At 67.8% G+C, this 12797-nt stretch carries 13 protein-coding genes; 4 read left to right on the plus strand and 9 right to left on the minus strand.

Going from position 1 to position 12797, the window contains the following annotated elements; genetic code table 11:
• Positions 1–17: 17 nt before the first annotated feature.
• The gene (locus tag ACK41C_RS11085) at positions 18–341 is read left to right on the plus strand and encodes a hypothetical protein (RefSeq protein WP_409653808.1); all 324 of its coding nucleotides are present in this window, start codon (positions 18–20) and stop codon (positions 339–341) included.
• A 110-nt stretch (positions 342–451) separates the two neighbouring features.
• Positions 452–784 (plus strand): hypothetical protein, encoded by a 333-nt coding sequence (locus ACK41C_RS11090; RefSeq protein ID WP_409653810.1) that lies wholly within the window; start codon positions 452–454, stop codon positions 782–784.
• 57 nt (positions 785–841) lie between these two features.
• Here the strand turns inward: ACK41C_RS11090 and ACK41C_RS11095 are convergent, their stop codons facing one another.
• From ACK41C_RS11095 to ACK41C_RS11105, 3 genes are all read right to left on the minus strand, one after another.
• A complete protein-coding gene (locus ACK41C_RS11095) occupies positions 842–2434 on the minus strand; it encodes a coniferyl aldehyde dehydrogenase (RefSeq protein ID WP_409653813.1) in 1593 nt (530 codons plus the stop codon).
• A 133-nt stretch (positions 2435–2567) separates the two neighbouring features.
• Entirely contained in the window at positions 2568–3890 is a 1323-nt protein-coding gene (purB, locus tag ACK41C_RS11100) for an adenylosuccinate lyase (protein WP_409653816.1), read from the minus strand.
• Between the two features lie 75 nt (positions 3891–3965).
• Positions 3966–4547 carry a DUF3617 domain-containing protein gene (locus ACK41C_RS11105; protein ID WP_409653819.1) on the minus strand — a complete coding sequence of 194 codons (582 nt, stop codon included), beginning with the start codon at positions 4545–4547 and terminating at the stop codon, positions 3966–3968.
• Positions 4548–4629: 82 nt separating this feature from the next.
• Here ACK41C_RS11105 and ACK41C_RS11110 point away from each other — a divergent pair, with 82 nt between their 5' ends.
• Positions 4630–4902, plus strand: a complete 273-nt coding sequence (locus tag ACK41C_RS11110) for a GNAT family N-acetyltransferase (RefSeq protein ID WP_409653821.1) — start codon at positions 4630–4632, stop codon at positions 4900–4902.
• Positions 4903–5230: 328 nt separating this feature from the next.
• On the opposite strand, the gene ACK41C_RS11115 is transcribed toward ACK41C_RS11110, so the two are convergent.
• From ACK41C_RS11115 to ACK41C_RS11140, 6 genes are all read right to left on the minus strand, one after another.
• The gene (locus tag ACK41C_RS11115) at positions 5231–5527 is read right to left on the minus strand and encodes a hypothetical protein (protein ID WP_409653824.1); all 297 of its coding nucleotides are present in this window, start codon (positions 5525–5527) and stop codon (positions 5231–5233) included.
• A gap of 107 nt (positions 5528–5634) precedes the next feature.
• Positions 5635–5922 carry a hypothetical protein gene (locus ACK41C_RS11120; protein ID WP_409653827.1) on the minus strand — a complete coding sequence of 96 codons (288 nt, stop codon included), beginning with the start codon at positions 5920–5922 and terminating at the stop codon, positions 5635–5637.
• Positions 5923–6536: 614 nt separating this feature from the next.
• A complete protein-coding gene (locus ACK41C_RS11125; RefSeq protein WP_409653830.1) occupies positions 6537–7781 on the minus strand; it encodes an AAA family ATPase in 1245 nt (414 codons plus the stop codon).
• A 132-nt stretch (positions 7782–7913) separates the two neighbouring features.
• A complete protein-coding gene (gene uvrB, locus ACK41C_RS11130) occupies positions 7914–10151 on the minus strand; it encodes an excinuclease ABC subunit UvrB (protein WP_409653991.1) in 2238 nt (745 codons plus the stop codon).
• Positions 10152–10495: 344 nt separating this feature from the next.
• Positions 10496–10900: a hypothetical protein gene (locus ACK41C_RS11135; RefSeq protein WP_409653833.1), complete on the minus strand. Its 405-nt coding sequence runs from the start codon at positions 10898–10900 to the stop codon at positions 10496–10498.
• A 187-nt stretch (positions 10901–11087) separates the two neighbouring features.
• The gene (locus ACK41C_RS11140; protein WP_409653836.1) at positions 11088–11270 is read right to left on the minus strand and encodes a hypothetical protein; all 183 of its coding nucleotides are present in this window, start codon (positions 11268–11270) and stop codon (positions 11088–11090) included.
• Between the two features lie 348 nt (positions 11271–11618).
• On the opposite strand from ACK41C_RS11140, the gene ACK41C_RS11145 reads away from it, so the two are divergent.
• Positions 11619–12653 (plus strand): cell wall hydrolase, encoded by a 1035-nt coding sequence (locus tag ACK41C_RS11145; RefSeq protein ID WP_409653839.1) that lies wholly within the window; start codon positions 11619–11621, stop codon positions 12651–12653.
• The last annotated feature ends 144 nt before the right edge of the window (positions 12654–12797 follow it).

Genomic DNA, 12797 nt, shown 5'->3' on the forward strand with positions numbered 1-12797 from the left:
GAACGGGAGGTCTTCCGATGACCGGAATAGCTCGCACGGGCGAACTGGCGCGCATCGTGGCCGAGGCGACGGCGGCGTTGAGGGAGGCCGGTCCGCCCACCGAGCCGCCCCTCGTCCAACGTGCTCGTCCCGTCGACCAGCCACTGACGGCTGCCGACCGGGAAATTCTAAGGGACCCCGAGCCAGCAAAGGCTCTGGCCCACCATCAGGTCGCTCAGTGGGGCGTCGAGCGCATGCTGATCGCCCAAGGCGGTCAGGCGGCCGTGGACGACTTCTGGTCCAACCTGATCAGCTATCTAAAGACGACGCGCATCGGCAATTCGCCATCCGACGTGGTCTAAGGGCGTTTTCTGGAAGGCTCTGACGGTTGCCGTTCTTACCGAAGGGTTCTGCATGTTTCGGTTGAGTGGCGCCGATTTTGCATCGTTAGGTGCATTGCAGGAGGATCGCCATGTTTTCCGCCGTGCTACCCTCGGACCCGCTCTACAAAGCGATCAGCGCCGCCACGGCGGCGCTAAGAGACGGGGGAGCCGCACCCGACACGACCACGGTCAGACGGATCGACCCAGCCAACGTACGTCCATTCACCGAAGCCGAGCGCGCCGCACTAAAGAACCCGGCGGCTGAGCGAGCCCATGTGCACTATCAAGTCGCCCAATGGGGTGTCGAACGGCTGCTGATCGCCCAAGGCGGCCAGGCGGCCGTGGACGACTTCTGGTCCAACCTGATCAGCTATCTGAAGACGACGCGCATCAGCGATCCGCTTCCCGACGGCTCCGTCTAAGCCTGCGTCGAGCGCAACGGCCGAACCTGCCCGGCAGAATCTGACCGTCGCAGCCCCCTACCGCCGGATCTGCCCGTCCAGGTATTTCCGGATTCCCGGCCCGAAGGGCGGGCGCATCGGCTGCAGAGGCTTGTCGGCCTTGATCTGGCTGTAGATCGCCTTGCGGTGGCTGAACTCCCGGAAGCCGTCGTGGCCGTGATAGGCGCCCATGCCGGAGGGGCCGACGCCGCCGAAGGGCAGGTCTTCCTGGGCCACGTGGAAGATCACGTCGTTGACCGTGACGCCGCCGGAGGTGGTGGCGGTCAGCACCTTTTCCTGCTCCGCCGCGTCGGCGCCGAAATAGTAGAGGCCCAGCGGGCGCTCGCCCTTGTTCACATAGGCGATGGCCTCGTCCACCGTGTCATAGGCCTTCACCGGCAGGACCGGGCCGAAGATCTCCTCCTGCATCACCTTCATGTCGTCGGTGGGGTCGAGGATCAGGGTGGGGGCGATCTTGCGGTGCTCCTGCTGGGAGAGGTCCTCGCCCTCGGGCTTCAGCTCGACGATCCGCGCGCCCTTGGCCCGGGCGTCGTCCACATAGCCCATGATCCGGTCGTAGTGCCGCTGGGCGACGATGGCGGTGTAGTCGGGATTGTCCTTGATGGTCGGGAACATCTTCGAGACCGCCGCCTGGGCGCCGGTGACGAAGCCCTCCACCTGGTCGCGCGGGGCCAGCACATAGTCGGGCGCCAGGCAGATCTGGCCGGCGTTCAGCGTCTTGCCGTTCATCACCCGGGCGGCGGCGACGGAGAGGTCGGCCGAGCGGCCGAGGATCACCGGGCTCTTGCCGCCCAGCTCCAGCGTCAGGGGCACCAGGTTCTGGGCCGCGGCCCGCATCACGTGGCGGGCGATGGAGGTTCCGCCGGTGAAGATCAGGTGGTCGAAGGCGAGGCCCGCAAAGGCTTCGCCCACCTCCGGCCCGCCGGTGACCACGGCGATCTCCTCCTCGGAGAAGGCGCCGCCGAACATGGTCCGCATCAGCTCGGAGGTGGCGGGGGTGTATTCCGAGGGCTTGATCATCGCCCGGTTGCCGGCCGCCAGTATGCCGGCGAGCGGCGCGAAGGTGAGGTTCACCGGGAAGTTCCAGGGGCTGATCACCCCCACCACGCCCTTGGGCTGGTAGCGCACCTGCGCCTTGGCGCCGAAGAGGCCGAGGATCGCCGGCGTGGTCTTGCGCTTCTCCGGCCGCATCCACTTTTCGAGGTTGGCGCGGGCGTGCTTCAGCGGACCGATGGAGCCGGAGACGTCGGTGAAGGCCGTGGCCTCCTTGGAGCGCGAGCCGAAGTCCTCGTTCAGCGCATCCTCGATCGCCCGGCGATGGTCGACCAGGAGCGCGATGCAGCGGTCGATCCGCTCGATCCGCTGCTGGACGGTGGGCGCCCCGTCGCGCAGGTGGGCCGCCTTCTGCTTGGCCAGGATGGCGTTCATCTCGTCGGTGGTCATGGCCATGTCCTCCCCAGGATCGGTGGTGGAGCTTGGCCGCCTGACGCGAGGGAAGGGAAGGGGGGCCCGCCTCTCCCGCTTGCGGGAGAGGACAGGCCGCAAGGCCAGGTGAGGGCTCGCGGGCGAAGCCTGCGAGGGCGGCGGAGCCGCTGGCGCCGCAGGCGCCAACTTTCAGATGCAGCAGGTTCTAGCGCCGCTTCGCGCCGCCCGCCTGACGGCGGCCTCGGCTTCGCCTCGCCCTCACCTGCCCTTCGGGCATCCTCTCCCGCACGCGGGAGAGGGACGAGAAGGCGGGGCTCGCCTACTCCGCGGCCTGGGCCATGGCCTCCTGGCCGAAGACGCGGGCGAACACGGTGTCGACGTGCTTGAAGTGGTAGCCGAGGTCGAAGAGCTCGGCGAGCTCGGCCTCCGAAAGCGTCACCTCGGGGTCCGCCAGCAGGAAGGTCTTGAAGTCGCCTTCGCCGCGCCAGACCTTCATGGCGTTGCGCTGGACGGCCGCGTAGGACGCCTCGCGCGAGAGGCCCTTCTGGGTCAGGGCCAGCAGCACCCGCTGGGAATGCACGAGGCCGCCCAGCCGGTCGAGGTTCTTCAGCATGTTCTGCGGGTAGACCACCAGCCGCTCGACCACATTGGCCAGGCGCCGCAGGGCGAAGTCGAGGTGCACGGTGGCGTCCGGCGCGATGCCGCGCTCGACCGAGGAGTGGCTGATGTCGCGCTCGTGCCAGAGGGCGACGTTCTCCATGGCCGGAACCACCGCCGAGCGGACGAGGCGCGCCAGGCCCGTCAGGTTCTCGGTCAGGATCGGGTTGCGCTTGTGCGGCATGGCCGAGCTGCCCTTCTGGCCGACGTCGAAGAACTCCTCGGCCTCGAGCACTTCGGTGCGCTGCAGGTGGCGGATCTCGACGGCCAGGCGCTCGATGGAGCTCGCCACCACCGCCAGGGCCGCGAAATAGGCGGCGTGGCGGTCGCGCGGGATCACCTGGGTCGAGACCGGCTCCACGGCCAGGCCCATCTTCTTGGCCACATGGGCCTCCACCTCGGGCGAGACGTTGGCGAAGGTGCCGACCGCGCCGGAGATGGCGCAGGTGGCGATCTCGAACTTCGCCATGGCCAGCCGCTCCTTGGCGCGCTGGAACTCGGCATAGTGGCCGGCGAGCTTCAGGCCGAAGGTGATAGGCTCGGCGTGGATGCCGTGGCTGCGCCCGACGCAGGGGGTCAGGCGATGCTCGAAGGCGCGCTTCTTCAGCGCGCCCAACACCAGGTCCACATCCTCGATCAGCAGGTCGGTGGCCCGCGAAAGCTGTACGGCGAGCGCCGTGTCGTTGACGTCGGAGCTGGTCATGCCCTGGTGCAGGAACCGCGCCTCGGGCCCGACGATCTCGGTCACATGGGTCAGGAAGGCGATGACGTCGTGCTTCACCTCGCGCTCGATGGCGTCGATGCGCTCGACGTCGAACACCGCGTCGCGGCCCTTTTCCCAGATGGTCTCGGCCGCCAGCTTCGGGATCACGCCCAACTCGGCCATCTTGTCGGCGGCGTGGGCCTCGATCTCGAACATGATCTTGAAGCGCGTCTGCGGCTCCCAGATCGCGGCGGCTTCCGGGCGGGCGTAACGGGGGATCATGGCGGCAGGCTCCTTACGCCGCGGGAATACCCCCTGAGGCCTGCCCTGTCATCCCGCCGGGACAGCGGGAGGTGATCACCGCCCCATCTTCTGGGCGTCGAGCAGGTTCATGCGGACATTGCCCGGCAGTTCGATGTCGCCGGGGCGGAAGCCTTCGGGGCATGGGCCTTCCCAGACCGCCTCGACGGTCATCTTGCGCGCGCCGTTCATCTGCGGGGCCGCCGCGCCCTCGGTGACGGAATCGGCCTCCACCGTATAGCGGGTGGAGAAGTCGCCGCGGGCCACGCCCGTGGTGGTGGTGCGGCCGCCCGTGCCCATGTCGCAGACGCTGGAGAACCGCCAGGAGCCGTCGGCCGCACGGCTGGCCTCGTTCTGCGAGCACATCTCGGCGCTCTCCTGGCCGCCCCAGAGCGAGACCTGCTCCTCCGTAGCCGCGTCCAGGCAGATGCGGGTGGACTGGGTGAAGTCGCCCATGGAGATGGTCTGGCGCCACAGCCCGGCCTTGCGGGCCGGCGGCTGTCCGGCCTGGGCGGCGGCGGCCGGCGCCTGGGCGGCCGGGGCCTCGCCGGTGGCGGCGGCCTTGTCCTCCCGCTGGCCGCAGGCGGAAAGCGCCAGGCCGGCGGCGGCGCAGATCAGGGCGGTGCGGGCGAGGGCCATCGGGGCCTCCAACTCAAGGTTTAGCCAAGACGCTACCGATAACCGGGATCGCGCCGGCGGGGGAGGGGGTTATGATGGGATCATGAGCGAGCTTCGAAACAACACCGACGAACAGCGCTACGAGATGGACGAGCAGGGCCTGACCTCATGGGCCGACTACCGCCTCGTCGACGACCGCATCTATATCGACCATGTGGAGAGCCCGCCGCCCCTGCGCGGCTCCGGCGCAGCCGGACGGCTGATGGCCGCGCTCGCGGCCGACGTGCGCAGCCAGGGCCTGAAGATCACGCCGATCTGCGGCTATGCGGCCGCCTGGCTGCGGCGCAGCCACGAGTTCCGGGATCTGCTGGGGTAAGCGCGTCCGCCGCTCCCTTCTTCCTCCCGTGGGCGGCCAGGGCGATCGTATATGGCGCGAGCGTTCCTTTTTCCCCTCTCCCGCGGTGCGGGAGAGGACGCCCGAAGGGCCGGTGAGGGCGAGGCGCAGCCGAGGCCGCCGAAGGCGGGCGGCGCGAAGCGGCGCAAAATCTGCTGCGTTGAAAGTATTGGCGCCAGCGGCGCCAGCGGCTTCGCCGCCCTCGCGGCCTTCGGCCGCGAGCCCTCACCTGGCCTTGCGGCCTGCCCTCTCCCGCAAGCGGGAGAGGGAGATTTCATATGCAATCGCCCTGCCTGCGCAGCGGAAGCCCTCAGGCCCGCGAATTGATCGCCGCGATGGTCTGGCTCTTGACGGCGCATTCCTCGGCCAGGCGCCGGGCCAGGTCGCGGACGCCGGCGGGGTAGGCCTCGCCGCCCGCGGCGATGTCGATGGAGAGCTGTTCCACCTGCATCAGGGCGGCGGTCAGGGCGCCGACATGCTCGTGCGCCAGGCGGCGAGCCTCGGCCTGCAGGCGGCGAACCCGCTCGGAAATCTGGTCGGGTCGGGCGGCCGGAGCGCGGCCGTGTTCGGCGACGACGGCCAGGGCGGTGGTGCGGGGGGCGGTCATTGGCTGTGTTCCGTTTCTGAACAGTCCCGCCGGAGCGCCGCACTAAGCGGGCCAACCTCGCCGCAGGAGGGAAGGCGGCTCGCCTTGCGGGCGAGGGGCGGGCGCCCTCACGCCCGTGCGGAAATCGCCTCCAGGGTCTGGACCCGCGCCTCGCAGTCCTCGGCCAGGCGCCGCGCCACCTCGCGCACCCCGGCGGGGTAGGCCTCGCCGCCATCGGCGATCTCGGCGCTCATCTTCTCCACCTGCAGCAGGGCCTGCTCCAGGGCCCGGATATGCTCGCGGGCCAAGCTGCGGGCCTCGGCCTGCAGCTTGCGGACCCGATCGGCCACGTTCTCGGACGGCGCCGGGGACTGGCCCGGCTGGTTGTCCGCCACCACGCTCAAGGTCGGCGACATCGCTCTCTCATCCCCAAGGGCAAAGGGCGCACATCCGGCGATCCACCACGGACCGCCAGCGGCCCTCATCGTAGATAGCTACGCTTGAGGGGGCGGCGTGGTTCCGGGTTGGTTCTGGGTATGGATGGGGCGTGACTCAGTTTGACTTCGCCGCCGGTGACAAGAATCGCTTCCCACTTGTCGAGGCGCTATGATGCGGCATGAGGGAATTTCTCGTAAACGGCAACTGCGGCGTTGAACGGCGAACCTTCGGTCCGCTGGACACCGCTGAAGCGCTTCGGAAGGCGGCGACGATGCGGAGTGAGGGTTACGCCCTTATCACGTTGACTGACGTTGCGACTGGCGTGGAACTCGACATTGAGCGGTTCATGACCGGCAATCCGAGTGCGGAGCAGTAACAATGCCTAGGGGGTCTCGCAGGAGCTAGGGGCTCCCGCAGAAGGAAGCACCCCCGATGCGGTCCGCCTTGCCGACTTCGTTGACAAGATCGCATTAGCGCAAGGCCAGCTCAGCTCTGAAGGTGAGCCGAGCAACTGTGGCCTCGAAAGAGGGTGAAGCGAGCCGCCAAGCACTTGCCGATGCGCAGATCTGGAATCAAGAAGCTGGAGCGAAAGCTAAATGGCAAGTTCCCGCTGCTCCCTCCGGAGAAGAAGATTTCTAGCAGACTCGTCGATCTTTTTGGCCTGAATGCCACGGATGATGACGTAGGGCTGCATCATGGGATCAGAGAATCGAAAGTGTTGCTGACGTTCGCCGCCGCGCTTGATCAAGATGTTCCCGCCCTCCTCAGTGCTGAAGCGCCGGAGATGCTTCTCGAAGTGAGCAATGCGCCGAGGACCCTTCATGATTGCGCTGTAAGGCTCTACCACGTCTGCAGCCTTGAAAAATCCTTCATCATCGCAGCGGGCTAAAGCGCAGGCTAACAGAGATTCCTGTAAGTAGTTCTGTTGGTTGGTGCGGGTCGCTATGCGGTAAGCGTCGCGGAACGACACTTCCGTGTCTTCAATAAAGCGAGTCATGGCAGCATCAAGGTCCTGATTAGTGATCATCAGGCGTCGGTTGTCGATGGCGTTCATGGCGGCGTGCTTGGAAAGCGTCTGTGTGAAGAACGGGAGACCCCGCGATAGGCCGACGATGGTCCAGAGGGCGTCGGGCGAGAACTTCATAACTGTAAGCGCAGCCCGCTGATTGATAATATCCATTAGCTCGCTTTCTAACATGCGACTAAGCGGGATTTGGACTAGTGCTCGATCAATAGAGGCGTGATCCTCAATCAATTCTGAAATGTTCTCGGCGACGCCGACCAAAATAACTGTTGTTGTAATTGAGAAATCGTAAAACTCCTTAATCAAGTTCGCAGTAAGTTCTTTTGCGTCTCGATCTATTACCTTATCGTATTCATCGATAATTATTATTGGCAATGCATTTGGGGAAATTTTCTGTAGTTCTCGACGGACTTGCGTGGGCGTAACGGTCTCAAAGGCGGTTTCAAAGTTCACGTAACTGGCGCGACCGCTTCCGATTCCCTGAGCCTTCAGTTCCTCTAAGGCCCGAATCCAGAGCGACGAGAAGTCGTCTTGAGGACCGCCTTGCACGCGCGCGACGATGAAGCTCTGAAGCGTTTTGCCGTATCGCTTCCAAAAAATGTTCGACAGGGAGGTCTTTCCGACACCCCGTTCACCGAACAGCACAACGTGTCGGGATCGCTCCATCACGGTTCGGAGCATCTTGGTCACCTCAGCGAGCCGGCCAGCGAACAACTGCTCTTCGTCTACCGGCGCGCCATCGAACAGTCGCGCTATCTCAAACGAGAGGAGGAGCCAGTCTTCATCGGTTGTGGGCTTCTTAGGGGCCGTCATGCTTGCCATTCCGCGTCCGAAGAACATCGATAGCGTTGACTATCACGGCTCAAGCGTTGACTCAAAGGCCAAAATCGCTGACTAGGTATCCCTACCGTCGGGTGCCTAGTTAGTAGCTAAGTTCTGTCTGCCCTACCTTCTCCCCTTCCGAAACCGCTCCGCGGCCTCCGCGCGCGCCTCGGCCCGCACCTTCTTCACCGCGCCGCGATCCGCGGTCTCGCCCTCGGCCGTCAGCGCATCGTTGGCGAACTCCAGGTCCAGCAGCTTCAGCCGCTTGATCTCGTCGCGCAGGCGCGCGGCGGTCTCGAACTCCAAGTCGGCGGCGGCCTGGCGCATCTTGGCCTCCAGGTCGCGCAGGGTGGCCTTGAAGTTGTCGCCCATGAAGGGCTTGGCGCCGTCCTCGGCCACGCCGGCCGGCACCAGCATCCGGTCCTTTTCGTAAGGGGAGGCCAGGATCTCCTTGATCTGGCTCTTCACGCTCTCGGGCGTGATGCCGTTTTCGAGATTGTAGGCCTCCTGCTTCTCGCGCCGGCGCTGGGTCTCGGCCATGGCGCGCTCCATGGAGCCGGTGATCTGGTCGGCATAGAGGATGACCCGGCCGTCGACATTGCGCGCCGCCCGGCCGATGGTCTGGATCAGCGAGGTCTCCGAGCGCAGGAAGCCTTCCTTGTCGGCGTCGAGGATGGCGACGAGGCCGACCTCCGGAATGTCCAGGCCCTCGCGCAGCAGGTTGATGCCCACCAGGATGTCGAAGGCGCCCAGGCGCAGGTCGCGGATGATCTCGATGCGCTCGATGGTGTCGATGTCGGAGTGCATGTAGCGCACGCGCAGGCCCTGCTCGTGCATGTACTCGGTCAGGTCCTCGGCCATCTTCTTGGTCAGCACCGTGACCAGGCAGCGATAGCCGCGGGCGATGGTGTCGCGCGCCTCGGCGATCACGTCGTCCACCTGGCTGTGATTGTCCTTGGAGACCGGGCGCACCTCCACCGGCGGGTCGATCAGGCCGGTGGGGCGGATCACCTGCTCCACGAAGACGCCGCCGGAGCGCTCCATCTCCCAGCCGCCGGGGGTGGCCGAGACGTGGACCGTGTCGGGGCGCATGGCGTCCCACTCCTCGAACTTCAGCGGGCGGTTGTCCATGCAGGAGGGGAGGCGGAAGCCGTATTCGGCCAGGGTGAACTTGCGCCGGTAGTCGCCCCGGTACATGCCGCCGATCTGCGGAATCGTCTGGTGGCTCTCGTCCACGAACAGCAGGGCGTTCTCGGGGATGTATTCGAAGAAGGTCGGCGGCGGCTCGCCGGGGCGGCGGCCGGAGAGATAGCGGGAATAGTTCTCGATGCCGGCGCAGGAGCCGGTGGCCTGGATCATCTCCAGGTCGAAGGTGGTGCGCTGTTCCAGCCGCTGGGCCTCCAGCAGCTTGCCGTTGGCCACCAGCCAGTCGAGCCGCTCCTTCAGCTCCTGGCGGATCTGGACGATGGCCTGGTTGAGCGTCGGGCGCGGCGTGACGTGGTGGCTGTTGGCGTAGACCTTGATGCCCGGCAGGTCGGCGGTCTTCTTGCCGGTCAGGGGGTCGAACTCGGAGATCGCCTCGATCTCGTCGCCGAACAGGCTGATGCGCCAGGCCCGGTCCTCGTAGTGGGCGGGGAAGATCTCGATGGTGTCGCCCCGGCGGCGGAAGGTCCCGCGCTCGAAGGCCTGGTCGTTGCGCTTGTACTGCAGGGCCACCAGGTCGCCCATCAGCTGCTTCTCGTCCAGCCGCTGGCCCGGCTCCAGCGTGAAGGTCATGGCCGTATAGGTCTCGACCGAGCCGATGCCGTAGATGCAGGAGACCGAGGCCACGACGATGACGTCGTCGCGCTCCAGGATCGCGCGGGTGGCCGAGTGGCGCATCCGGTCGATCTGTTCGTTGATGGATGAGTCCTTCTCGATATAGGTGTCCGTGCGCGGGACGTAGGCCTCCGGCTGGTAGTAGTCGTAGTAGGAGACGAAGAACTCGACCGCGTTCTCCGGGAAGAAGGCCTTGAACTCCGAATAGAGCTGGGCGGCGAGGGTCTTGTTGGGGGCCAGGATCAGGGCCGGGCGCTGGGTCTCGGCGATCACCTGGGCCATGGTGAAGGTCTTGCCAGAGCCGGTGACGCCCAGGAGCACCTGGTCGTGGTCGCCGTTCTCGATCCCCGCCACCAGTTCGGCGATCGCCTGGGGCTGGTCGCCGGCCGGCTTGTAGTCGCTGACCAGCTTGAACTTCTTGCCGCCCTCGGACTTCTGCGGCCGCGACGGGCGATGCGGCTTCCACAGCATCGGCAGGGCGGTCTCGTTGTAGTCGAAGCTGGCCGACATGTCGGCCACGCCGGGCGTGTTCTGGGCGGGCATGGAGAGCAAGGTAGGAGCGATCATGGCCGGACGCTAGCGCGGCCAGGTGTCAGGACGTGTCAGCAGAGATCTTCCTCTCCCGCAGGCGGGAGAGGAAAGGCCGAAGGCCAGGTGAGGGCGAGCGGCCGAGGTCGCGAGGGCGGCGAAGCCGCTGGCGCCGCAGGCGCCAACCTTAAACGCTGCAAGATTTAGCGCCGCTGCGCGCCGCCCGCCTGACGGCGGCCTCGGCTTCGCCTCGCCCTCACCCGTCCTGCGGACACCCTCTCCCGCCGTGCGGGAGAGGGACGAAAAGCGTGGCTCACGCGACATGCGATCGCCCTGCGTGAACGGGGGAAGAAAAGACGCTAGCGCGCGGCGCGCTTCTCCAGGGCGTCGCACTGGGCGGCGGTGACCGGGGGCCAGGGGCCGGGGTCGGCGCCGATGCGGCGGACGGCTTCCTCCGGCGTGATCTTCTCGCGCCGGGCGAGGTCGGCCGCGGCGCGGTCGGCGAAGGCGCGGCCGGAGCGCAGGGATGTCTCGAACCGGGCGCGCAGCTCCGGGTCTTCACGCCGGCGCAGGACCATGCCCTCTCCGCCCAGGGAGACGGCGGAGGCGTCCCGGGCCCAGGCGTTGGCCGCGAAGGCGGGCGTGGCCGAGAGGAACCGCTGCATGGCGCAGGCCTGCTGGGTCCGCCAGGCAGGCGCGGCCAGGGCGCTCGCCGGGGCGGCGAGGCCAAGGGCCAGAATCACCAGGGCGAGACGGCGGGCCATGGCCGTTAGTCTCGCATTAGAATTGCGGCATGCCCATGGCGGCGATGACCAGCGTCGCCGCGAGCGCCGCCACGGCGTAGGCGAGATGCGCCATTTCCCCGTCCCCCTGTCTTCGGCACGGGGGAAGGATGCCGCCGCCCAGCCGGCGGCGCATGACGCAGACGGACTATGCGGCGGGCTTCAAGCCCTACTTGTCGACGGTCTTGGACACCGCGGTGCCGGCCGCCGCGCCCGCCGCGGCGCCGACCGGGCCGCCCACCACCGCGCCGGCCACGGCCCCGGTCGCCGCCCGTTGCTCGGTGTTGTGCCCGCAGGCGGCCAGGCTCAGGGCCAGGCCGGCGGCCGCCAGAAGGCCGATAGTCGTTCGCATGGTCTTCATCTCCAGGTCGAGGTCGCTGCGAGAAACGGCAGGCCAAGGCGGAGGTTCCGGAGAGGCCCGCCCAGGTCGTCAACCTTAACGACTCACAAAAACTTCATGCTGCACTGCAATATGGACTTGCGAATCTGTCGTCGCTCGGTCATAAGCCCCTCAACTTCGCCGTAGCCTGCCGTCGAACGTGTGACCGGACAGGCTCTAGTCGGAGGCGCCGCCAGCAAGAGCAGGGGCGTCGACGACGTCGATGTCAGGGGGCGCCAGGCCCTCGCCACACGGGACCAGACCTCTTTGCTAGTGAAATCCAGTGCGCGAGCCGAATGGCCCGCGTGGACAGGCGCCGCTTTGATCGGCTCCGGCCTTGGGCTTGCGCTGGGCGCAGCCTACATGGCCGGCGGCATGGCGGGCGCCGCCGCAGATCACGCCCGGGTGCAGCGGCTGGCCGCCGCCGCCGCGGACGGATATTCCGAAACAGTGCTGCAACGCGAAACCGCCGCGATGGATCCCGGGATCCAGCGGATCGCCCGCCGGCATGATCCCTCGACCTCGGCCGGCGCCGCCGAGCGCGACCGGCAGACCGCCATCCTCACGGCCCGCCTGGAGACGCGTGCGCCGCAGCCGGCCCTGCGGATGGCGACGGTGAGCCCCGAGCCCGCCGCCCGCTATCGCCTGGGCGGGGCGCTGGAGACCTCGCGCGAGCTCGAATGCATGACCCAGGCGGTCTATTACGAAGCCCGCGGCGAGGGTCCGGCCGGCCAAGCCGCCGTCGCCCAGGTCGTGATGAACCGCGTGCGCCACTCGGCCTTCCCCAAGACCGTCTGCGGGGTCGTCTATCAGGGCGCGGGCCGCGGCCGGGGCTGTCAGTTCTCCTTCGCCTGCGACGGCTCCATGCGGGCCCGGCGCGAGACCGCCGCCTGGGAACGCGCCGAGCGCGTGGCCCTGAAGGCGCTGGGCGGGGCGCTGAACAGCGCCGTCGGCGACGCCACCCATTTCCACGCCACCCATGTGGCCCCCAACTGGGGCCCGCAGATGGTGCGCACTGCTCAGGTGGGCCTGCACGTCTTCTACAAGTTCGGCCGCAAGGTCGCTTCGTCCCAGGCCCTCGCGGCCGTGGAGCCGGCGCCGGAGATGGCGGGCCCCAGGCCTTACCTCTCCTTGACGTCCGGCCCTGCGCCGGCCGGACCGGTCGAGGTCAAGCCGGAGTTCCGCCTGGCCTCGGCCGTGACGGCGGAGGACAAGCCCGAGGCGTCCGAGCCCAAGCCGGCCAAGCCCGCCAAGGCGCCTGCGCCCGCGCCGTCTCCCGCCGCGGGCGAAGCCAAGCTCACGCCGGCCAGCGCGCCCGCCAAGGCGCCTGAAGCCCCCGCCAAGGCCCCGGTCTGACCTGCGGCGGGGGGGGGGGGGGGGGGGGGGGGGGGGGGGGGGGGGGGAGGGGGGGAGAGGGGAAGGGGGGGGGGGGGGGGGGGGGGGGGGGGGGGGGGGGGGGGGGGGGGGGGGGGGGGGGGGGGGGGGGGGGGGGGGGGGGGG

The organism is Phenylobacterium sp. (assembly GCF_046290725.1).
In the GTDB taxonomy this organism is placed as follows: Bacteria; Pseudomonadota; Alphaproteobacteria; order Caulobacterales; family Caulobacteraceae; genus Phenylobacterium.